The 21,952-nt window shown below is 62.3% G+C and carries 21 protein-coding genes and 1 tRNA gene; 9 read left to right on the top strand and 13 right to left on the bottom strand.

What is annotated here, in order from left to right; genetic code table 11:
• Positions 1-8: 8 nt before the first annotated feature.
• Genes HNO82_RS01380 through tsaB form a run of 3 tightly spaced genes read right to left on the bottom strand, consistent with a single transcriptional unit; the run spans position 9 to position 2,217 of the window.
• On the bottom strand, positions 9-1,004 hold the full coding sequence (locus HNO82_RS01380; protein ID WP_175342488.1) for a uracil-DNA glycosylase: 996 nt from the start codon (positions 1,002-1,004) through the stop codon (positions 9-11).
• The gene (rimI, locus tag HNO82_RS01375; RefSeq protein WP_299539719.1) at positions 1,001-1,501 is read right to left on the bottom strand and encodes a ribosomal protein S18-alanine N-acetyltransferase; all 501 of its coding nucleotides are present in this window, start codon (positions 1,499-1,501) and stop codon (positions 1,001-1,003) included. The genes HNO82_RS01380 and rimI overlap by 4 nt, the downstream gene beginning before the upstream one ends.
• Positions 1,498-2,217, bottom strand: coding sequence for a tRNA (adenosine(37)-N6)-threonylcarbamoyltransferase complex dimerization subunit type 1 TsaB (tsaB, locus tag HNO82_RS01370; protein WP_008328322.1), 720 nt, complete (start codon positions 2,215-2,217; stop codon positions 1,498-1,500). Before tsaB ends, rimI begins: the two co-directional genes overlap by 4 nt.
• 111 nt (positions 2,218-2,328) lie before the next feature.
• Between tsaB and HNO82_RS01365 the strand changes: the two genes are divergently transcribed.
• Positions 2,329-2,757, top strand: a complete 429-nt coding sequence (locus HNO82_RS01365) for a thioredoxin family protein (RefSeq protein WP_008328321.1) — start codon at positions 2,329-2,331, stop codon at positions 2,755-2,757.
• Positions 2,758-2,793: 36 nt separating this feature from the next.
• Here HNO82_RS01365 and HNO82_RS01360 read toward each other — a convergent pair whose 3' ends face one another.
• Positions 2,794-3,705 carry a LysR family transcriptional regulator gene (locus tag HNO82_RS01360; protein WP_175342487.1) on the bottom strand — a complete coding sequence of 304 codons (912 nt, stop codon included), beginning with the start codon at positions 3,703-3,705 and terminating at the stop codon, positions 2,794-2,796.
• Positions 3,706-3,956: 251 nt separating this feature from the next.
• Between HNO82_RS01360 and HNO82_RS01355 the strand changes: the two genes are divergently transcribed.
• The 3 genes from HNO82_RS01355 to HNO82_RS01345 all read left to right on the top strand — a co-directional run bounded on the left by HNO82_RS01355 (position 3,957) and on the right by HNO82_RS01345 (position 6,252).
• Complete coding sequence (locus tag HNO82_RS01355; RefSeq protein WP_175342486.1) at positions 3,957-4,235, top strand: DUF4148 domain-containing protein; 279 nt, start codon at positions 3,957-3,959, stop codon at positions 4,233-4,235.
• A gap of 526 nt (positions 4,236-4,761) precedes the next feature.
• Complete coding sequence (locus tag HNO82_RS01350; protein ID WP_034350259.1) at positions 4,762-6,015, top strand: aspartate kinase; 1,254 nt, start codon at positions 4,762-4,764, stop codon at positions 6,013-6,015.
• Between the two features lie 143 nt (positions 6,016-6,158).
• Positions 6,159-6,252: transfer RNA gene (locus tag HNO82_RS01345), tRNA-Ser, on the top strand.
• 328 nt (positions 6,253-6,580) lie between these two features.
• Here HNO82_RS01345 and sodC read toward each other — a convergent pair.
• The 6 genes from sodC to rph form a co-directional block, all read right to left on the bottom strand.
• The gene (gene sodC, locus HNO82_RS01340; protein WP_175342485.1) at positions 6,581-7,117 is read right to left on the bottom strand and encodes a superoxide dismutase family protein; all 537 of its coding nucleotides are present in this window, start codon (positions 7,115-7,117) and stop codon (positions 6,581-6,583) included.
• A gap of 267 nt (positions 7,118-7,384) precedes the next feature.
• Positions 7,385-9,457, bottom strand: a complete 2,073-nt coding sequence (locus tag HNO82_RS01335; protein ID WP_034350580.1) for a putative bifunctional diguanylate cyclase/phosphodiesterase — start codon at positions 9,455-9,457, stop codon at positions 7,385-7,387.
• Between the two features lie 5 nt (positions 9,458-9,462).
• Positions 9,463-10,662, bottom strand: coding sequence for an EAL and HDOD domain-containing protein (locus HNO82_RS01330; protein ID WP_034350257.1), 1,200 nt, complete (start codon positions 10,660-10,662; stop codon positions 9,463-9,465).
• Positions 10,663-10,804: 142 nt separating this feature from the next.
• Positions 10,805-12,049, bottom strand: a complete 1,245-nt coding sequence (hemW, locus tag HNO82_RS01325; protein WP_175342484.1) for a radical SAM family heme chaperone HemW — start codon at positions 12,047-12,049, stop codon at positions 10,805-10,807.
• The gene (rdgB, locus tag HNO82_RS01320; protein WP_175342483.1) at positions 12,046-12,636 is read right to left on the bottom strand and encodes an RdgB/HAM1 family non-canonical purine NTP pyrophosphatase; all 591 of its coding nucleotides are present in this window, start codon (positions 12,634-12,636) and stop codon (positions 12,046-12,048) included. Before rdgB ends, hemW begins: the two co-directional genes overlap by 4 nt.
• Positions 12,637-12,790: 154 nt before the next feature.
• Complete coding sequence (gene rph, locus HNO82_RS01315; protein ID WP_175342482.1) at positions 12,791-13,519, bottom strand: ribonuclease PH; 729 nt, start codon at positions 13,517-13,519, stop codon at positions 12,791-12,793.
• A 347-nt stretch (positions 13,520-13,866) separates the two neighbouring features.
• Here rph and HNO82_RS01310 point away from each other — a divergent pair, with 347 nt between their 5' ends.
• From HNO82_RS01310 to HNO82_RS01295, 4 genes are all read left to right on the top strand, one after another.
• Positions 13,867-14,781 (top strand): YicC/YloC family endoribonuclease, encoded by a 915-nt coding sequence (locus tag HNO82_RS01310; RefSeq protein ID WP_175342481.1) that lies wholly within the window; start codon positions 13,867-13,869, stop codon positions 14,779-14,781.
• A gap of 64 nt (positions 14,782-14,845) precedes the next feature.
• Entirely contained in the window at positions 14,846-15,484 is a 639-nt protein-coding gene (gmk, locus tag HNO82_RS01305) for a guanylate kinase (RefSeq protein ID WP_008328301.1), read from the top strand.
• A gap of 74 nt (positions 15,485-15,558) precedes the next feature.
• On the top strand, positions 15,559-15,762 hold the full coding sequence (gene rpoZ, locus HNO82_RS01300; RefSeq protein ID WP_008328299.1) for a DNA-directed RNA polymerase subunit omega: 204 nt from the start codon (positions 15,559-15,561) through the stop codon (positions 15,760-15,762).
• Between the two features lie 35 nt (positions 15,763-15,797).
• The gene (locus tag HNO82_RS01295; protein WP_008328297.1) at positions 15,798-18,059 is read left to right on the top strand and encodes a RelA/SpoT family protein; all 2,262 of its coding nucleotides are present in this window, start codon (positions 15,798-15,800) and stop codon (positions 18,057-18,059) included.
• 75 nt (positions 18,060-18,134) lie between these two features.
• Here the strand turns inward: HNO82_RS01295 and HNO82_RS01290 are convergent, their stop codons facing one another.
• Positions 18,135-19,106 (bottom strand): LysR family transcriptional regulator, encoded by a 972-nt coding sequence (locus HNO82_RS01290; RefSeq protein WP_008328295.1) that lies wholly within the window; start codon positions 19,104-19,106, stop codon positions 18,135-18,137.
• Positions 19,107-19,249: 143 nt separating this feature from the next.
• Here HNO82_RS01290 and HNO82_RS01285 point away from each other — a divergent pair, with 143 nt between their 5' ends.
• Complete coding sequence (locus HNO82_RS01285; RefSeq protein ID WP_175342480.1) at positions 19,250-19,858, top strand: FMN-dependent NADH-azoreductase; 609 nt, start codon at positions 19,250-19,252, stop codon at positions 19,856-19,858.
• A 72-nt stretch (positions 19,859-19,930) separates the two neighbouring features.
• Here HNO82_RS01285 and HNO82_RS01280 read toward each other — a convergent pair whose 3' ends face one another.
• The gene (locus HNO82_RS01280) at positions 19,931-21,271 is read right to left on the bottom strand and encodes a DUF3422 family protein (protein WP_008328292.1); all 1,341 of its coding nucleotides are present in this window, start codon (positions 21,269-21,271) and stop codon (positions 19,931-19,933) included.
• A gap of 91 nt (positions 21,272-21,362) precedes the next feature.
• Entirely contained in the window at positions 21,363-21,920 is a 558-nt protein-coding gene (greB, locus tag HNO82_RS01275; RefSeq protein WP_175342479.1) for a transcription elongation factor GreB, read from the bottom strand.
• Between the last annotated feature and the right edge of the window lie 32 nt (positions 21,921-21,952).

The raw sequence follows: 21,952 nt of genomic DNA, 5'->3' as shown, positions 1-21,952 counted from the left end.
GCATCGCTTCAGCGCGACTGCGCCTGGTAGGTACTCATGGCCAGGCACAGGTCGGCCCAGGCCTTGCTTTTGTCGGTGAGCGTGCGCAACAGATAGGCCGGGTGGTAGGTCACCACCAGCGGACGGTCCTGGTAGCGATGCACCGTGCCACGCAGGCGCGAGACCGGCGTCGCCGGATCCATGCCCAGCAGCGAAATGGCCGCCGTCTTGCCCAGCGCCACCAGCACCGTGGGCTGGATCAGCTCGATCTGGCGCTGCAGATAAGGCAGGCAAGCGGCCACTTCCTGGGCGGAAGGCGGACGGTCGCGCCCGTTGTCGTCGGTGGGACGGCATTTGACGATATTGGCGATGTAGGCATTCTCGCCGCGCTTGACGCCCATGGACAACAGCATGTTGTCCAGCAGCTTGCCGGCGGGGCCGACGAAGGGTTCGCCCTGCTGGTCCTCATTGCGGCCCGGACCTTCGCCGATGAAGAGCCACCGGGCCTTTTCATCGCCTACGCCAAAGACCGTATTCTTGCGGCCCTGACACAGGCCGCAACGGCGGCACCCGGCGACCTGCTGCTTCAACTGCGGCCAGTCCATGGTCTTGAGGCGGGCGATCAGGGGATCGACGGACGGCGCGTCTTGCTCCTCGTCGCCGTCCGGAATGAGCACGGGCTCCAGTGCGGTACCGAAGTCCATATCGTCCAGCCAGGAGGGTGGGCCGCCCTCTTGCTCCACCGGCGCAGCCGCGGGAGCAGGCGCGACGGGCAAAGGTGGAGATGGTCGCGCATGCGTCACGACGGCTGCCTTGGCTTCTGCTGCGACCGGCTGCGGTGCGCTGACGTTGGGCGATTCGACCGGAGCGGCAGGGGTCGGGGCAAGGGCTTCTTGCGTGGCGGCTGTGCCCTGCACTTCTTCCACCGCCAGTTCACGCCGCACCCAGACCGGGCCGATACCCAGCGCATCCAGCAGGGCCAGGGAGGAGCCGAAACCGGGCTCTTGTTTCAATTCTTCACTCATAAGGGCAGGCTCATGACGATAGCCCCTTCTCGGGTCTGGTTGGCAGCGGGATAGTAGTTCTTGCGTCGGCCGATTTCAGTAAAGCCGTACTGGCGATAGACCTTGGCGGCATGCTGGTTGGACTCGCGCACTTCCAGCAGCATGGTGCGCATGTGGCGCTGGCGTGCCGTGGCGCTGGCCTGGTCCAGCAGCAGGCGGCCCAGGCCCTGATGCTGATGCAGGGCCGCCACGCTGATGTTGAGCAGGTGGGCCTCATCGACGGCCAGCATGACCAGAAAATAACCCAGCAATTCGCCGTGTACGTCTCGCAAGGTCTGCGCCTGGTAGCCACTGTAGAGCGAATCCTGAAAGTTGCCACGCGTCCAGGGGTGCGAATAGACGGCCTCTTCGATACGCACCACCGCATCCAGGTCGCTGGCGCCCATGGCCGCAAATTGCAGGCGTCCATAGCGCGGATGCGATACGGACCGGGGCAACGCCGGGTCCTCCGGCATCATGCCGCCCCCTTGGCGGCATCGCGCACCTCGCGTTCGGCCGTGGTCAGGGCGACCTTGTTGCGCAGGTAGAGCGGCTGCGCCTGCTGCGCCGGCAAGGCGACGCCCGCGCTGAAATGGACCTGGCCCAGGGTCGCCACCTGGCGCGCATGCGGCATGGCCAGCGGATGCACGCTGGCAAAGGCGGCCTCGCAGAAACCGGTACTGAAATGCGTGGCATGCACCGACAAGCCGTTGCCGCAGGCATGGGGCCGACCCTCCACCGGCACCTGGGCGGCCGATGACAAGGCCGGCGCGGCCAGGACATCCCAGCCGCCATCGGCGCGGGCCCGGTAGCGGGCCCAATAGACCTCCCCCATGCGGGCATCGAGGATGGCCAGCACATCGGCGGCCTCCGGTGTTTCATCGCGGCAGGCCTGGGCCGCCGCTTCCAGGGTGAGCACCGGCACCACCGGACGGTCGCAACCAAAGGACAAGCCCTGCACCACACCGCACGCGGTGCGCACGCCGGTGAAGGAGCCCGGCCCGACGCCAAAGGCCAGCGCATCGCATTGCGACAGCGCCAGGCCGGCATCGGCCAGCAATTGCTGGATCATGGGGAGAATGGCATCGGAATGGGTCTGGGCGCCGGAGGATTGACGCGCAATCAGTTCGCCCCGGTAGAGCAAGGCCGCCGAGGCCAGCTCGGTGGAGGTTTCAATGGCAAGAATCGTGGACATCCCGCTATTTTACCGTGCGGCGCGCAATTGTTCGGTTCGTTCGCATCCATCGTGAGCCTTTGTGCGGCAGCGCAAAACCCTGCGCCGCGAAGGGGGTAAAATAGGCGCGCCATGTCCTACCAGAAATTAGACCAAACCAACCGCCGCCACCTCGCCGAGGCGCTTCGCAACGACACCTGGGTCGTGGCTTGCCTGTGTGCGAACTGGTGTGGCAGCTGCCGTGAATATGAAGCTGCTTTCCAGGCCTGGGCGGCGCGCTATCCGCAACATCATTTCGTCTGGATCGATATCGAGGACCAGGCCGACCTGGTCGGTGATCTCGACATCGACAACTTCCCCACCCTGCTCATCGAACGTGGCGCCACGGTGGCCTTCTTCGGCCCCATGGAGCCAGATACCCGGCTGGCCGAGCGTATCCTGCTGGCCCAGGTCGACAAGAGCGACGCCGATCTGCAGCGCGAAGCCGCCAGCTCCGCCGAACGACGCAGCTGGCAGCAAGACTGCAGCCTGCTGGGCAAGCTGGCCGATGTGATCGGCTAAGCACTTGTGTTGCCTGGAGCGCTCGGCATCGGGGCGTCAGGTCAGCCAGGGATCGGTTTCGGGATGCGGGAAACGGGCGCTGATGAAATCGGCAAAACTGCGCACCTTGGCCGAGAGCAGCCGGCGGCTCGGATAGACCATCGAAATGACCACCTGCCCCATGTCGAAGTCCGGCAGCACCTGCACCAGCTTGCCGCAACGCAGATCATCACCCAGCGAGTAGGAGGGGCGCATCACGATGCCCATGCCCGCCAGCGCCAGGTCGCGCAGCAACACGCCGCTGTTGGAGACCACCTTGCTGACGATGGGCACATCCATCACCCCGGCCTCGGTATTGACATGCCAGTGATGGCGCAAATATTCATGCGAGAAGTTCAGGCAGCTGTGACGCGACAGATCTTCGGGCTGTTCGGGCGCACCGGCGCGGGCCAGGTAAGCAGGTGAAGCACAAAGGATCACCTTGGCCACACCCAGTTGTCGCACGATCATGCTGGCGTCGAACTTTTGCAAGCTGCTGAAGAATCCGATGTCGATGCCCTCCTCCACCAGGTCGATGGAGCGGTCTGACAGATAGATGTCCAGCCCCACCTCGGGATAGCTGCCGCTGTAGGCAGCCAGCATCTCGCCCAATTGCGATTGCCCGAAACCGGCATTGGAGTAGATCGCCAAGGTGCCGGCCGGGCGCTTGGTTTCCATCGATACCAGGGCCTCGGCATCATCGACCTCGGACAGGATCATGCGGACCCGCTCCAGATACGCTTGTCCGGCCTCGGTCAGGGACAGCCGGCGCGTGGAGCGGTTGAGCAGGCGCGTACCCAGGTGCGCCTCAAGATCTGCAATGAAACGGGTCGCCACGGCATTGGAGATGTCCAGCAACTCGGCCGCCCGCACGAAACTACCCTGCTCGACCACCTTCGCAAACACCCGCATTGATTGCAACCGATCCATTTTTCAAGTCCCCGATTGTTCCACAAAGAGAAATAGTCAATTCCGATTAAACCTATTTTTCTTCGTCTTCGCAATATTTACACTTCAGTCATCGGTTGGCGCAACGCAGCAAAGCAACAAGCCCAGCGCCAGCCGACTTCACCTGATCGCCCACGAGTGGGCTTTCCCACAAGGAGAGCATGGCTCGTTCCCACGACTCGTCGGCCTTTGGAGAAGAACAACCACCACTTATCCAGACAGAGGACATTATCATGAACATCAAGAACATCGTCGTTGCCGCCTCCCTGCTCGCCGCCGCCGGCGCCGCCATGGCTGAAGCCCCGTATCCGCCGGAAACCCCGTTCCACTCGACCCGGACCCGCGCCGACGTCAAGGCCGAGCTGCAACGTGCCCAAGCCAGTCACGAGATTGCCCTGCGCAATGAATACCCTGTCATCCGCCAGGCTCCCTCGCAACTGAGCCGCCAGGATGTCGCAAGCCAGGTGCAACAGGCCAGCAGCGCAGCCCAAAATCTGTACAACGGCGCCTGATCGAAGCGATCCGCATCCGCTATCCGGATGAACCGATTCCGTCAGGGCAGTGTTCCGCACCGGCGCATCCCCCGCGTTGTACCTGAATGAACGCGAACGAGTGCCAGCCGCCTGCGTCCGAACCGCCGTGCCAGGATGACGTGACAGCCCAGCAAAGCATCACCAGCAGTACCGCAGTCTCCGTACCGCAGCACCATCTGCCATGCCGCCAGCCTTGAACGGGCGCATGACAGCTGGTGCACCAGACCTCCTCCTTCATCCTGCCCCACCCGCTTTTCTTCACCTGACACGCCCTTGACGCACCTGACGTGCATTGTTGCCGTGTGCGCAAGCGCAATCATGCGCGCCGCAGTGTGTCGATGCACTTTTCTTGCTGCAACGCGTCATGCAAAAATCCCTGCAAAACCGTGTGCAATCGCGCTTTTCCTTGAGATTTTGGCGCACCGCATGTAAAGTCAAGGGTTTGTTCCTTCCGGCCTAGCTCAGGGTTTTCTTGTCAAAGTCGGGCCACCTTTTTTTATCCCCTATGGCTTTATACGTTCACAAATACGGCGGCACCTCGATGGGCTCGATCGAGCGCATCCAGAATGTCGCAAAGCGCGTTGCCAAATGGCACGACGCCGGCCATCAGATCGTTGTCGTGCCTTCGGCGATGTCTGGTGAAACCAACCGCCTCCTGGGCATGGCCAAGGAAATCATGGCCCAGCCCGACGGCCGCGAGCTGGACATGCTGGCCTCGACCGGCGAACAGGTCTCGGTGGCGCTCTTGGCCATTGCCCTGCAGGCGCTGGGCAAGCAGGCTGTCTCCTATGCCGGCTGGCAAGTGCCCATCAAGACGGACTCGGCCTTCACCAAGGCGCGTATCCGCTCCATTGATGACGCCAAGGTGCGCAAGGATCTGAACGCCGGCAAGGTCGTCATCATCACTGGCTTCCAGGGGGTGGACGCCGACGGCAACATCACCACCCTGGGCCGTGGCGGCTCGGACACCTCGGCCGTAGCCGTGGCCGCAGCCATGAAGGCTGCCGAATGCCTGATCTACACCGACGTGGATGGTGTCTACACCACCGACCCGCGCGTGGTGAGCGACGCCCGCCGCCTGAAGACCGTGACCTTCGAGGAGATGCTGGAAATGGCCTCCCTGGGTTCCAAGGTCCTGCAGATCCGCTCCGTGGAATTTGCCGGCAACTACAAGATGCCGACCCGGGTGCTGTCGTCGCTGACCGACCCGCTCACGCCGCTGGCCGAAGAAGCCGCCTCCGGCACCCTGATTTCGTTTGAGGAAGACAAGAACATGGAACAAGCAACCATCACCGGCATCGCCTTCAGCCGCGACGAAGCCAAGATCACCGTGCTGGGCGTGCCCGACCGTCCGGGCATCGCCTACCAGATCCTGGGCCCGGTGGCCGATGCCAACATCGAAGTGGACATGATCATCCAGAACCAGTCGGTGGAAGGCAAGACCGACTTCACCTTCACGGTCCCGCGCGCCGAATACGCCAAGGCCGTGGAAGTGTTGAACAGCAGCGTCAAGGCGCACATCGGTGCGGCTGCCATCAATGGCGACACCAAGGTCTCCAAGGTCTCGGTGGTGGGCGTGGGCATGCGCAGCCATGTGGGTATCGCTTCGCAGATGTTCCGCACCCTGTCCGAAGAAGGCGTGAACATCCAGATGATCTCCACCTCGGAAATCAAGATCTCGGTACTGATCGACGAGAAGTACATGGAGCTGGCCGTGCGCGCTCTGCACAAGGCTTTCGACCTGGACAGCGCCAAGTAAATCAAGCGCCGTTCAAGGCGAAGACCGTAGCGGTGAAAAAACGGTGATTATTTGCAAGACCACTGTTGACCGGATGCAAATGAGAAGATATTATCTCGGTCTTCGCTGAGGCAACGCAGCAATGCGATAACCGCCTTCGGTGTGGAGACGTGGCCGAGTGGTCGAAGGCACTTCCCTGCTAAGGAAGCATACGGGCTTAAACCTGTATCGAGGGTTCGAATCCCTCCGTCTCCGCCAAGCATTACTAAGCCCCTGTTTTTACAGGGGCTTTTTTATTTGGTTTTCGGATGTGGAGTCGTCCGCAGGCCCCCTCCCTTTTTCAGTAAAAGGCCCATGCGAATCCCCAGCGGAATCCATCAATCTCGCCACGGCGCCTATTATTTTCGCCATCGCTTGATCTGGAAGCCAAACCAAGGACTCGGCATTCCTGCAGAAAGCTTGATCAAGCCGCCCAAAGCAATTGCCGCATAGCCAGTCATCGGAAACTACAGCTAGTTATCTTGAAGATTGATGGCAACGCTCCACCTGCTCCCGGCCCCATACTCAGGCCCGGAAGGCCACATCCCTACTGGATCACACCACACGCCAGTCGCGCACCCCCACCACCCAACGCCGCCGGATGATCCGCGTGATTATCCCCGCCCACATGCACCATCAGCGCATGCCCACGGACCTGATCCAGGGTCTTCAGGCGCGGTGCCAGCACCGGATAGTTGGCCTTGCCGTCAGCCGTAACGTAAAGCGCCGGCAAATCGCCCAGATGCCCCTGGCCGTACGGACCTTCATGCTGACCGGTCTGCTGCGGATCCCAGTGACCACCCGCAGCCAGTGCCGCCTCCATCTTTCCATCCTTTTCCTGCGGCGCGCAGGAAGCGTTCTGATGCAGATGGAAGCCGTGCACACCGGCAGGCAAGCCCGACAACGCCGGCTGGAATACCAATCCATAAGGCGTCTGGCTGATGGTCACCTCCCCCGCCGGGGAGACCGCCCCCTGGCCATTGACCAGGTTCAGCGCCACCTTGACAGACTCACCGGCAGCCATGGCGACCGAAGCCGCAGATGCGCCGGCCAACAGGGCCAGCAATGTTATACGTTGTTTCATGGTCATTCTCCTTCGTTGGTTGAAAGGTGAAGAATAAGCACTGACACGGCAGCACACGGAAAACCGGCGAAATCCGCGATGAAATCTGGACAACATTCTCCCCTCAGACCGAAAAAGTTCTAGAGAATGCCCGAAGGTATCAAGTTTCCGGCAACACGCTCCCGCGCTCCCGGACCAGGCCCAGGCAGAGGACAAATCGTCAGTTGAGGAAGACAGCAGGAAGCCGACCAGCGAGAAGGCGCTGCCCGCTCACTGGCATCATTGGCATCATTGGTCAGGAAGACCGGTGGCAGGCGGGATCGTATCCGGTGCGACGTTGAGCTTGCGCCCCTCCAGCAGCATGGCATGGAAGTCCGCAGCAGGAATCGGGCGCGAGAACAGGAAGCCCTGCAATTCATTGCAACCGGCCTCGCGCAGGAAGTTGAACTGTTTTTCAGTCTCCACGCCTTCAGCAATGACCTTGTGGCGCAATTGCTTGGCGATGCCGATGATGGCGCTGGCAATGGCGCAGTCATTGGTATCGTCCGGAATGCCCATGGTGAAGGAACGGTCAATCTTGAGCGTATTGATGGGGAAACGCTTCAGATAGGACAGACTGGAATAGCCGGTGCCGAAATCATCCAGCGAAATCGTGATACCCAGACTACAGATCTTTTCCATGATGGAAATGACGCGATCGGTGCTGTGCATCAGCATGCTTTCGGTGATTTCCAGCTCCAGCCAGTCGCCGCTGAGCGAATGGCGGTTCAGGGCGGCACGCACGCGATCCGGCAGCGAGCGGGTGAATTCACGCGCCGTCACGTTCAGGGCGATGCGGATCGGCGCCAGGCCGGCATCCCGCCATGAACGCGCCTGTCGGCACACGGCATCCAGTACCCAGTCACTGAGCTGGACGATCAGACCCGTTTCTTCAGCAATCGGGATGAATTCGCCCGGCAGCAGCAGTCCGCGCTCCGGATGCTGCCAGCGCACCAGGGCTTCGCCACCGGTGATGGCCAGGGTGTTCATATCCACCTTGGGCTGGTAATACAGCAGCAGTTCGTTGTATTCGAAGGCATGCAGCAGGCCGGTTTCGATGCGCAACAGGTCCAGCGTGTTGCGGTTCATCTCTTCGCTGTAGTAGACGTAGCCGCCTTCATTGTTATCGCCGCCCTGCTTGGCACGATACATGGCGATGTCGGCCAGTCGCAGCAGGGTTTCGGTATCGGTGGCGTCTTCCGGATACATGCTCACGCCAATGCTGGCGCCCACGCGCAGCTCATGGCCGTCGATGAAGAAGGGATCATCAAATACGGCCAGCAGTTTCTGGGCGACGAAGCCGGGGTGATAGTCCTTGTCGATGTCGAACAGCGCCACCGCGAATTCATCAGCCCCCAGGCGCGCCACCACGTCCTGCTCGCGCAAGGCACGACGCAGGCGAATGGCCACTTCCACCAGCAGCATGTCGCCGGCGACGTGACCCAAGGTGTCGTTGATGGGCTTGAAACGGTTCAGGTCGATGAACATCACGCAGCCGTGCATGTCTTCATGACGCGCTTCCGTGAGCGCCTGGTCGACCGTGCGCGTGAGCAAGGTGCGGTTGGGCAGTCCGGTCAGGGCGTCGTAATAGGCCAGGTGATGAATCAGCTTTTCGGCATTCTTGCGTTCGGTGATGTCGTTGAGATAACCGATCAGACCGATCGGATGGCCATTCTGGTCGCGCATGACCGACAGAGACAGACTGGCCCAGAACACCTCGCCGGACTTCTTGCGGCGACGCACTTCCATTTCGCGGCCGCCCTGCTCCAGGAACAGGTCGTGCAGGCAATCCTCTTGCTCTTCGTTCTCATAGAGGAACAGCACATTGCGACCGATGGCCTCCAGCGCACTGTAACCGAAGAGCTGCTCGGCGCCCCGGTTCCAGCTGGTGATGAAACCAGCCGGGTCCATGGTGATGACGGACTCGTGCATCTGATTGAGGATCTGCGCCTGCTGCTCCAGCTTGGCCTCGATCTGGTCCAGCGAGCGGGCGCGCTTGTCGGTCTCGGCGCGACGCTGCATCAGTCGGCCCAGGAAGGCCGCCAGCATGGTCAGGCGGGTGCGCTCCAGCTCGGTGTAAGGACGGGTCAGGGCCGGGAAGACGAAGTAACCGAACTGGGCGCCCTCATGCTCCACCGCCTGGCACAGCCCGTTGGGCGCTTCCATTGGCGGGCTGAGGACATAGCGTCCACCGGGACGCTTGAGAAAACCCGACGCAATCCCTCCGAGTGCGGCATGCAGGGCCATGCCCTGCAGGCTCTGCATGGCGTCCAGCAGTGCCGAACAGCATGCCAGATCGTCAGTGCCCACGGAGGAAATCATCGTCATCACGCCTCAGTACTGACGCGTGTAGCCCAATTGAAGGCCTGGATCAGACAACGGCAATACACCTCGGCATCAAGGCCGGCCGCATCCAGATCCACGTGGCGCAGCGGAATGCGGCCATCTTCGGAGCGCTCGACCACGTCCAGCAGCTTGCCCAGCCGACCGCTGCGATGCACCAGCGCATTGACGATATCCACCGGCAGCTTGAGCGGCTCGATGATGTCGTTGAGCGGCATGCCCAGCAGGATGTCCAGCAGCGAGAACATGCCGGTGATGAAGGCCCGATCCAGTTCTTCCTGGGTGCAGGTGACCTTCTGTGCCATCGCCTCCATCATCGCCGCACGGGCTGCCGCGCGCGGCAGCAGCGGATTGGCCGACTCGTCGCCGGGGAAGCGCGCATACAACAGCAATTGCAGCCAGCGCTGCAGCTGGCGACGGCCCAGCAGGTTGATGGCCTGGGTGAAATTGGTGATATGCGCCGAGAAGCCGAAGGCGGCCGAGCTGACCAGCTTGAAAAGCTGATAGGACAAGGCCGGATCCTGCTTCAACAGGGATTCCAGTTCATTGGCGTCGGCATCGCGCGCCACCAGCTCAAGCAGCTTGAGCAGGCGCGCACGGGAAATGGAATTCTTTTGCGACAGGCGGCTGTCGGGATGCAGGGCGTAGTCGCCCGAGAACCAGCGGAAACCTTCCACCCGGCAGGCATCGAACTGAATCGCATCGCCCACGTTCTCGGCCAGATGCGGACCGCGCAGGCGTTGCAGCCATTGACCCGTTTCAGGCAGGTGGCCGACACCGGCGTCCAGCGCCATCGATTCGACGAAGGGGAAGACACTGGCCCCCTGTGCCGGCAAGCCATCAGCGATGATGGCAAAACCCCGGCTGTAGAGCCAGTCCAGGGCATCGATCTTGCCGGGATCGACGCAATGTTCGACCGGCACGCGCAATGCGAGCTGACCTTGCGGAATCTCGTGCTGGAATTCCGGCGCGAAGACGGCCGGATCACGCACCGGGATGATGCAGCTCAGGCCGCCCAGTGCGTCATGCAGGTCAAATTCATTGAACAGGCGAGACAGCAAGGCATTGTCGTCTTCCACCGCAGGTGAAATGTGCAGCGACAACGCGGTCCAGACGTGATGAACGTCCGCAACGGGCTGCAAAAACACGAGTGGAAATGGAACGCTTTTATCCTGAACAGCCATATTTTTATCGTGGCGCGCCGCATCGATTTGCTGAGACGCTCTGCAATGTTAAAAGAATATTAACAAGTTTCCCAGCAGAATACTTAATTAAAATTAAATTTTTTCTAAATATACCTGATAAAAGCCACCTTGCAACATGGCTTTACTCTGACAAGAAAATTTCCTGCAAATCATTCAGAAAACGACGTCCGAGATCGCTTGGCCGGATCAAAGCGTGATCGCGATACAACATGCCTTTCTGCTCGGCCAGGTCGAGCGCTTTCCCGATCTGGTTCAAGCTCATGCCGGTACGCTCGGCAAAGAGATTCGGTGAGAATCCTTCGGTCAGGCGCAAGGCATTGAGCATGAATTCGAAGCCCAGGGCATCACGACCGATTTCGGCTTCCTCTTGAATGTGGGTACCGGCCCGGACATGGTCCAGATAGGCCTGGGGATGCTTGTACCGCATCTGGCGCACGATGCGATGCGGGAAGGATAGCTTGGAATGCGCCCCCGCACCGATGCCGAGGTAGTCGCCGAACTGCCAGTAATTCAGATTGTGCCGGGCGCGGCGCTTGGGCTGGGCGTAAGCCGAGACTTCATAGTTGGCGTAGCCGGCAGCATTGGTCAGCTCGGCGATCATGTCCTGCATGTCGGCGCTGGTGTCGTCATCCGGCACCGGCGGCGGATACTTCGCAAAGAGCGTGTTGGGCTCCAGCGTCAGGTGGTACAGCGACAGATGCGGCGGTGCAAAGCCGATGGCCGTGGCGATGTCGGTGCGGGCCTCTTCCAGGGTCTGCTGCGGCAGCGCGTACATCAGGTCGAGGTTGAAATTGTCGAAGTTGGCGTGCGCGATCTCCACCGCCTTGCGCGCCTGATCGCCATCATGGATGCGCCCCAGGGCATGCAGATGCCGGCTGTTGAAGCTCTGGATGCCAATGGAGAGGCGGTTGACGCCGCTGTCCCGATAGGAGCGGAACTTGTCAGCCTCGAAGGTCCCCGGATTGGCTTCCATGGTGATCTCGATGTCGTTATCGAAGGGCAGCAAGGTGCGCAGATCGGACAGCAGGCGGTCCAGGCCGGCCGCCGACAGCAGGCTGGGGGTGCCACCACCGATGAAGATGGTGTGGATCTTGCGTCCCCAGATCAGCGGCAGTGACTGCTCCAGATCACTGCGCAGCGCATCCAGATAAGCCTCTTCCGGGAAACTGCCCTTCACTTCATGGGAATTGAAGTCGCAATAAGGGCACTTGCGCACGCACCAGGGGAAATGCACGTAAAGCGACAAAGGCGGCAAGGCCGTCAGCTGCAGGCTGCCCGGCTTCAAAAAGGCCAGCGCGGCCTGGGCCGGGCCGCTGGCCGCTCGGCTGGCCGGGATATCGGCCGGTACCGGCTTGATCGGGATCATGCCAGCTTCCCGACCAGGGCACGCAGGGCTTGCCCACGATGGGAGACGGCATTTTTCTCGGCCGCCGTGAGTTCGGCAGCGGTCTTGCCCAACGCAGGCAGCAGGAAGTACGGGTCATAGCCAAAACCGCCCTGCCCGCGCGGGTGATCGATGATCTCGCCCTTCCAGAGGCCATCGGCGATGACCGGCTGCGGATCGTCGGCATGACGCACATAGACCAGCACACAATAGTAATAGGCGGACTTGTCGGCATGCGCTGCCAGCTCGGCGATGAGCCTGGCGTTGTTGTTGGCGTCCGACTTGGGCTCGCCGGCATAGCGGGCGGAGTATACGCCCGGCGCACCGCCCAGGGCATTGACGCAGACCCCGGAATCATCGGCCAGCGCCGGCAGGCCGGTCAGGCGGGCGGCATGGCGGGCCTTGGCCAGCGCGTTCTCGACGAAGGTGCCGAAGGGCTCCTCCGCCTCGGGTACGTCGAACTCGCCCTGGGGGCGGACGTCCAGTCCGATCTCGCCCAGGAGACTGGCGAATTCCTTCAGTTTGCCGGCGTTGTTGGACGCCATCACGATCTTTTGCTTGGGCTGCATGTCTGGTCCTGATCTCTACGGAGCGCGCGGGATGGGCATCTTCGCCACCGCGTCTCCAATGAAAAACGCCATGTCGGTGTGGCACATGGCGTTTTTGTTCATATCGCTTCTCAACCGCATTGTACGGCGATTTGCGCCGGGACGTGGCCGGGGCTTACAGGCCCAGGGCCTGCTTCTGCAAGCCGTTGAGCGTGGTGATGCCCTGCTGGGCCAGGTCCAGCAGGCTGTTCAAGGTGGCGCGATCGAACGCCACACCTTCGGCGGTGCCCTGCACTTCGACGAAGTGGCCGCCATCGGTCATGACCACATTCATGTCGGTATCACAATCCGAGTCTTCCAGGTAGTCCAGATCCAGCACCGGCACGCCCTGGTAGACGCCCACCGAGATCGCCGCCACGAATTGCTTGACCGGAATGGTCTCGATCAGGCCGCGCGACTTGAGCACGTTGAAAGCGTCATAGGCTGCCACCATGGCACCGGTGATGGCGGCGGTGCGGGTACCGCCATCGGCTTGCAGCACGTCACAGTCCAGTTGCAGGGTGCGCTCGCCAAAAGCTTCCAGGTCGAAGGCGGCGCGCAGGGCGCGGCCGATCAGGCGCTGGATTTCCTGGGTGCGACCGGACTGCTTGCCCTTGGCGGCTTCGCGGTCCATGCGGGTATGGGTGGAGCGCGGCAGCATGCCGTACTCGGCGGTCAGCCAGCCTTGTCCCTTGCCCTTGAGGAAGCCGGGGACCTTTTCCTCGATGGAGGCGGTGCACAGCACGCGCGTATCACCGAACTCTACCAGCACCGAGCCTTCGGCGTGCTTGGTGTACTGGCGGGTCAGGCGCACGTCGCGCAATTGCGAAACGCTGCGGCCGCTGGGGCGGTGGGAAGTGGTCATGGTGTTCCTTGTCTTGGTCTGAGCGTGGCTGGTCCGGTGGCGGGCCGGCCCACGGGCGCACAATGCGGCTTGTCGGGGGCCAATCGCCGCCAAAAACCGGCCGATTGATGTTTTTGATAGCGCGGCGCCGCCAAACTTCATTAAAATGCGGGCTCCGACCGGGTGGCACCCGGGCAGGCCGCAAGCAGCGCCGGAACATTCAAGTCCGGCATTGTAAAGGAACACGATGCCTGCCGTCGCGGCATCGGTCATCGAACATAGTCCCTGCCCCTCGCCCACCCCACCCGCAACACGATCCGCCGGCGCGCCCTGGCTGCGCCGTCCGCCCGCTTTATGGAGTCCCGACCTTGACCATCTACAGCATGACCGGCTATGCCGTCACCACCCGTGAAACCACTGCCGGCACGGTCACCCTGGAAATGAAGAGCGTCAATTCGCGCTTCCTCGACCTGCAATTCCGCATCAACGATGACCTGCGCGCAGTCGAACCCATGCTGCGCGAAGCCATCATGGGCCGGCTGGTGCGTGGCAAGGTGGAATGCCGTCTGTCTTTCGGCCGCAAGGTCGCCAGTGGCAACAGCCAGGCCCTGAACCACACCTTGATAGGCCAGCTGGCCAGCCTGCAAGACCAGCTGCGCGCCCAGTTCCCCGATGCCGCGCCGCTGTCGATCAATGAGCTGCTGCGCTGGCCCGGCGTGATGGAAGAAGCCGAAATCAGCCAGGACACCCTGCAAGCCGACATCCTGTCCACCATGCAGCAGACGCTGGACGCCTTCGTCGAATCGCGCGCCCGTGAAGGTGCTGCCCTGCAAGCCGTGATACTGGCGCGGGTGGATGCGATGGAAGCCATCGTGGCCCGCATCACCCCGCTGGTGCCGCTGCTGGTAGAGCAATTCCAGCAGAAGGCTACCGAACGCATGACCGAAGCCCTGGGTCTGGCCTTGCAGACCCAGAACGGCGCCGCCCCGGTGGCCACCCGTGAAGAGTCGCTGGAACGCATCCGCCAGGAAGTCACCCTCTACGGCATCCGCATCGACATCGCCGAAGAGCTGGCGCGTCTGTCGGCCCACCTGGGCGAAACCCGCCACATCCTCAACAAGGGCGGCCAGGTCGGCAAGCGCCTCGATTTCATGATGCAGGAACTGAACCGCGAGGCCAACACGGTGGGTTCCAAGGCCGCCGTCAAGGAACTGGCCGATGCCTCCATGGAACTGAAGCTGCTCATCGACCAGATGCGCGAGCAGGTGCAGAATCTGGAATGACGCTGCCACGGCCCCATTCCGCCCCGACCTTGATCAGTTAAAAGACATTTTCAGCGAGGACCCCATGCCCGTCCAAAAACCCACTTCCGGTAGCCTCTTCATGGTGGTCGCCCCATCCGGCGCCGGCAAATCCACCCTGGTCAACGCCCTGCTCAAGCAGGAACCGGCCATCAAGCTGTCGATCTCCTACACCACCCGCCCGCCGCGCCCGGGCGAGGAACATGGTCGTGAATATTATTTCACTGATGCCGAAGATTTCCTGAAGCGTCAAGCAGAAGGCGAATTCCTCGAATGGGCCGAGGTGCACGGCAATTACTATGGCACTTCGCGCCTGATGATTGCCGACCAGATCGCCAACGGCACCGATGTGCTGCTGGAAATCGACTGGCAGGGTGCGCAGCAGGTCAAGAAACAGTTTTCCAATGCGATCGGCATCTTCATCCTGCCGCCTTCCATTGCGGCGCTGGAAGAGCGCCTCAAGAAGCGCGGACAGGATGAACCCCACGTCATCACGCGCCGCATCCTGGCCGCGGGCGGCGAAATCGCTCACTCGCCGGAGTTCGAATATGTTATTATCAATCAAGAATTTGCCGTTGCTTTGTCCGAACTGACGGCAATTGTCCAGGCCGCCCGCTGCCGCTTCCCGCAGCAAGCCGCCCGCAATGCCTACCTCTTCACCCAGCTGGGCATCCACGCGAGCTGAGCGGCACGAGGCGAACCAGCCACCGGCGCCGGACCCATCAATCCACAAGCAAGACCGTCATTCAGGAGTATCACATGGCCCGCATTACCATCGAAGATTGCCTCAAGCAGATCCCCAACCGTTTCCAGTTGACCCTGTCGGCCACCTACCGCGCCCGCCAGCTGCTGCAAGGCCACACCCCCAAGGTGGAAGCCAAGGACAAGCCGACCGTGACCGCCCTGCGCGAAATCGCCGCCGGCAAGGTCGGCATCGAGATGCTCAAGAAGGTTCCGGCCTGACCCTGCTCCGTCCATGAAGCTGATAACGGACCAGTATGAGCCTCACCACTACCGACTCCACCTTATCAGCCGCTGCTAGCTCCAAACGTGCCGCCGGTTCCGGCCGCACCGCATCTCTCCCTGAAGTCGCCCCGACCGCCCACAGCGGCGTGGCGACTTTTGCGCATCTGATCCCCAAGCTTGAAGAGTACCTGACCCCTTCCGAACTGAAGAAGGTCAAGGAAGCCTATCGCTTCGCCGATGAGATGCACCTGGGCCAGATGCGCAAGTCCGGCGAGCCCTATATCTCGCATCCGCTGGCGGTGGCCGAGATCTGCGCTGAATGGAAGCTGGACGCCCAGGCCATGATGGCCGCCTTCCTGCACGACGTCATGGAAGACCAGGGCGTCAAGAAGGAAGAGCTGATCGAACGCTTCGGCGCCTCGGTCGCTTCGCTGGTGGATGGCCTGTCCAAGCTGGACAAGATCGAATTCCAGAGCCAGGTCGAAGCGCAGGCGGAGAACTTCCGCAAGATGCTCCTGGCCATGGCGCGCGACGTACGGGTGATCCTGGTCAAGCTGGCCGACCGCCTGCACAACATGCGCACGCTGGGCTCCATGCCTCCCGAGAAGAAGCGCCGTATCTCGCGCGAGACCATGGAAGTCTACGTGCCCATCGCGCACCGTCTGGGCCTGAACAACATCTATCGCGAGTTGCAGGAGCTGTCCTTCTCGCACCTGTATCCGCTGCGCCACCGCACCCTGTCCAAGGCAGTCAAGGCCGCGCGCGGCAACCGCCGCGAAGTGGTGACCAAGATCATGGAATCGGTCACCAGCACCCTGATCGCCGCCGGCATCCCGGCCCAGGTCGATGGCCGCGAAAAGACCCTCTACGGCATCTACCGCAAGATGCGCAACAAGCACCTGAGTTTCTCGCAGGTGCTGGACGTCTACGGTTTCCGCGTGGTGGTGGACAGCTTCGCCAACTGCTATGTGGCGCTGGGTACCCTGCACTCGCTGTTCAAGCCCATGCCGGGCAAGTTCAAGGACTACATCGCCATTCCCAAGCTCAATGGCTACCAGTCGCTGCACACCACCCTGATCGGCCCCTACGGCACGCCGGTCGAGTTCCAGATCCGCACCACCGACATGCACCGCGTGGCCGAGTCCGGCGTGGCCGCCCACTGGCTCTACAAGGACGACGAGGGCAGCCTCACCGACCTGCAGCAGCGCACCCATGCCTGGCTGCAGTCGCTCTTGGACATCCAGAAGCAGACCGGCGATTCGGCCGAGTTCCTGGAGCACGTCAAGGTCGACCTGTTCCCCGATTCGGTCTACGTCTTCACGCCCAAATCGAAGATCATCGCCCTGCCCCGTGGCGCCACGGCGCTCGATTTCGCCTACAGCATCCACACCGACATCGGCGACCAGACCACCTCGGCCATCATCAACCACGAACCGGCCGCGCTGCGCTCGGAGCTGCACAACGGCGACATCGTCGAGATCATCACCTCGCCGACCTCGCGCCCCAGCCCCAACTGGCTGGGCTATGTACGCACCGGCAAGGCGCGTTCGGCCATCCGCCACCGCCTGCGCACGGCCAATCGCGTCGAGTCACAAGCCGTCGGACGCCGCTTGTTGGGCAACGCTCTTCATACGCTGGGCATTGAACCTGAACTTCCTTCCCATATCGTCGAGCGACTGCTCAACGAATCCAGCGCCAAGACCATGGATGACCTGTATGCCGAGATCGGCATCGGCACCCGCATGGCGCCGCTGGTGGCGCGCCACATCATGACCATGATGGATACCGGCGTGAGCGTGCCGCAGCTCGATCCGGAAGGTCACATGCTGCCCAACAAGCCCGATCCGGTGGTGATCACCGGCAGCGAGGGAGCCTCGGCGCAACTGTCCTCCTGCTGCATGCCGATCCCGGGTGATCGCTTGACCGGCTACCTCAAGCCGGACCAGACCCTGATCGTACACACCCAGGAATGCGACACCGCCAAGCGCCTGCACGAGAAGGAACCCGACCGCTGGATCGATCTGGTCTGGGGCCACGACCTGAACCGTCGCTTCGATTGCCGCATCACCATCCTGATCCACAACGAGCGCGGTACGCTGGCGCGCATTGCCGCCGAAATCGGCGAATCGGACGCCAACATCGTGTCGGTGGCCATGGATGACGAAGGGGGCAATGCCTCGATGAAGTATCTGCGCTTCACCATCCAGGTTGAGGATCGCGTCCATCTGGCGCGCCTCATGCGCGGCATCCGCAAGATTGACAGCGTGGCGCGTATCCTGCGCGAACGCGGCTGAGCCGTCTTGCCTGCCCGCCATGACAAACGCCCGCTGACTGCGGGCGTTTGTCATTGAGCCGGGCCAGGCGGTCGTTCAGGCCACCGCCTTGACCGGCACCGAAATGCCCTTGCCCTCGTCTTCCAGAATTTTCTGGCAAGCCTGCGCACCTTTGTCGGCGATGCCGCGCTCGAGCTTGTCGGCGAAGAATTCGATGAGTGCGCTCACCGCGCTGGGCAACTGGCGCCGGTGCACGTACACCGCATAAAAGCCCATGGTGTCGCGCTGGTAATCCGGCAGGATGTTGACCAGGCTACCGCTGCGCAGATCTTCGGAGGCCAGCATGGTCGGCAGCAGCGCAATCCCCAGGCCGGAGCGCGCGGCCCGCAATTGCCCCTGTGCCGTATTGATGCACAGGCGCGGCACCACCCGCACGCTTTCCGGACCGTGCGGCCCTTCCAGCTTCCACACCGTATGCTGCGGGGCCTGCGAGGTCGCCAGGCAGGCATGTCCGACCAGATCGGCCAAGGTCTGCGGCGTGCCCCTGCGTTCCAGATAACGCGGGCTGGCAATCAGGGCCATGTGACTTTGCACCAGCTTCCTCGCCACCAGGCTGGAATCAGGCAGGACACCGCCGCGAAAGGCCAGATCGATACCCTCGGCAATCAGATCGGCACGACCATCGTTGAGCACGAACTCCAACTGCACCTTGGGATACAGATACATGAACTCGTGCATCCACTCGATGGAAAAATTGTCGAAGAAATCCACCGGCGCCGCCACCCGCAGGCTGCCGGAGGGCTCGCCCTGGCTTTCGGTCAGGCTGACGCTGGCGTGTTCGATGTCTTCCAGACCCGGCGCGCAGCGCGCGAAGAATTCGCGTCCCGCCGCGGTCATGTTGAGCTGGCGCGTGGAACGTTGCAGCAGCCGCACCCCCATGGCCGCCTCCAGCGCCTGCAAGCGGCGACTGATGGTATTGGGCGGCATGGACAGCTTGCGCCCGGCCGCTGCAAAGCTGCCGGCGCGCACCACATGGACGAACAGCCAGATGTCGTTGAGGTCTAGCATGGCGATAGTCGATTCCCACCAAAAATGGATCAGTGAAATGCGATTCTCGCATCTATTGGAAGAAATGAAAACTGGGTATCGTTGACCCCAATGCAAACGCCCTCATTGGAGGCGTTGCCCACCGAACAACGAAAGGACATACCATGAGCACTCTCCTGCACATCGACTCCAGCGCTCGCAGCGGCGGTTCCATCTCCCGTCAACTGACCGCTTCCTTCACCCAGCAATGGCAAGCCAAGAACCCCGGCGGCAAGGTGGTGCACCGTGACCTGGCGGCCAATGCCCTGCCGCACCTGAGCGAATCGCTGCTGGGTGCCTATTTCACCCCGGCTGACGCTCGCAGCGCCGAGCAGGCAGAAGTGATCAAGCAGTCCGACGCCCTGGTGGACGAGTTGCTGGCCGCCGACACCATCGTCATCGGCGTACCGATGTACAACTTCGCCCCGCCGTCGACCCTGAAGGCCTGGATCGATCACGTCTTCCGCGCCGGCCGTACCTTCAAGTACACCGAGACCGGCCCGGTCGGCCTGGCCACCGGCAAGAAGGCCGTCATCATCCTCTCGCGCGGCGGCAAGTATTCCGAAGGCCCGATGGAAGCGCTGGACTTCCAGGGCAAGTACCTCAAGGGCGCGCTGGGATTCATCGGCATCACCGATGTGGAACTGGTGGTCGCAGAAGGCGTATCCATGGGTGAAGAAGCCGCCAAGGCAGCCGTGGCCGACGCGCAAGCCAAGATCAACGCTGCGGTCTGATCCTCGCCTGAACAATTCCCTGCAACGGGGCGCGCCGCCAACGCGGTGCGCCCCGTTGGCTTTGGAGCGTCTTCAATGGTTGCCCAGGTCCTTGTGCATGCGCCGCAAGCCCAGCCAGACGCAGGCCGCCACCACCGGCACCACCAGGCCCGTGGCCAGGTCGGGATTGATGGGCAGCCCCGCCGCCTTGGCCGCCTTGCCGGCATAACCCAGCAGGCCGATCACGTAATACGAGATTGCCGCCACCGACAGGCCCTCCACCGCCTGCTGCAGCTTCAGTTGCTGGGCGGCCCGGGCATTCATGGATTCGAGGATCTGGCGGTTCTGGCGCTCCTGCACGATGCCAATGCGGGTACGCAGCAGGTCGTTGGTATGGGCGATGCGCTCGGCCAGTGCTTCCTGGCGACGGGCGATGGCCTGGCAGGTGTTCATGGCCGGGGCCAGGCGACGCTCCATGAATTCGCCGATGGTGGGCACCCCTTCGATGCGCTGCTCGCGCAATTCCTCGATACGCGCCTGCACCAGACGGAAATAGGCCTGCGAGGCCGAGAAGCGATAGCTGTTTTCCAGCGACAGCTTTTCGATCCGCGCAGCCAGCCCGGTGATCCTGCGCAGGATGCGCTCATCTTCGGCCATCTCCTCGGGCGTGCCGCTGGTGGATTGCTCGGACTGCACCATGGCGGCCGTCAGGGCGGCCAGATCACCTTCGATCTCGTTGAGCAAGGGACCGGACTGCTGGGCATGCGGCAAGCCCAGGAGCGCCATCATGCGGTAGGTCTCGATCTCCAGGATGCGTTGTGCCAGACGTCCGCCCTGCAGTTCACGCAGGCCGATGTCACGTACCACGAAACGCGAGAAACCATCCGACTGGATCTGGAAATCGGTCCAGATCTCGCCACCCTGCAAGACCTTGCTGGAACTCATCAGCTTGCCCTCGAAGATGCGCTGCATCTGGCGCGCGGTCGCAGCCGTATCATCGGCGCCCGGCTCGACCACCACGTGGGCGGCCACCATCAGCTTGCCCTTGAGTCCCAGCAACCAATGCTGCGGAATATGCGCCAGCGGCGCGCGGGCGAAGGCCTCATCGGTGCCCAGGTCTTCTTCATGGGCCTGGGCGAAGGTATAGGTGGCGAACTCGGTGTGACATTCCCACTTCAGGCGAAACCGCCCGAAATCGTGATAGAAGTGCTTGGCCTCGCCACCCGGCGCCACCACGCCGAAATGTGCGCACAGCTCGTCCAGCAGGGCATGCTGGGCACTGGCGTGACGGCCGCTGTTACCGTCCTCGCGCACGTAGACGGCCAGGTGCGTGAGGGTTTCCGAGCGCGTGAGCTGCAGAAAGGGGCGCGAATGCACCTCGGCGGCCAGGACGACGCGCTGCGGGTGATTCAGGCTGGCAAAGACGATGGACATGAAGGTTCTCGTGGAGGATTGAAATGGGGTGTCCCCGGCGCCGGGAGCATCGCTGACGGCAGCGGCCTGCCCCATGCAGCGGGCACCGATGCTACTGCGGCGCCGGGTAGGATACTTCCAGGATGCTCAGTTGCTCCACGCCGGACGGGGTCTGCAAGACCACCTCGTCGCCCTCGCGCGCCTTGGTCAGTGCCCGCGCCACCGGCGAGATCCAGCTGATGCGCCCCTTCAGGGGATCGAGTTCATCGATGCCGACGATGGTCACGGTGTGCTCTTCGCCGCGCTGATTTTCGTAGGTCACGGTGGCACCGAAGAAGATCTGGTCGCTGCCATGGTGCACCGAAGGATCGACCACCTCGGCATTGTCCAGCCGCTTGGTCAGGAAGCGGATGCGACGGTCGATCTCGCGCAGCCGCTTCTTGCCGTAGAGGTAGTCGCCGTTTTCGGAACGGTCGCCATTGGAGGCAGCCCAGGACACCACACGTACCACTTCCGGCCGCTCTTCATCGATCAGGTGCAGCAGTTCATCCTTGATGCGCTGATGCCCCTGCGGGGTCATGTAATTCTTGCTGCCGGGCGGAATGGCCGGCAAGGCGATCTCGTCATCGTCGTCGGCACCGTCGGATTCTTTTACAAAAGCCTTGTTCATGCTGGAGTGGAGTTGGTATGCAGGTTTGCGCT

This window comes from Herbaspirillum sp. C9C3 (genome assembly GCF_013359625.1).
GTDB lineage: Bacteria > Pseudomonadota > Gammaproteobacteria > Burkholderiales > Burkholderiaceae_D > Herbaspirillum.
This window is presented reverse-complemented; position numbering and strand designations above follow the sequence as displayed.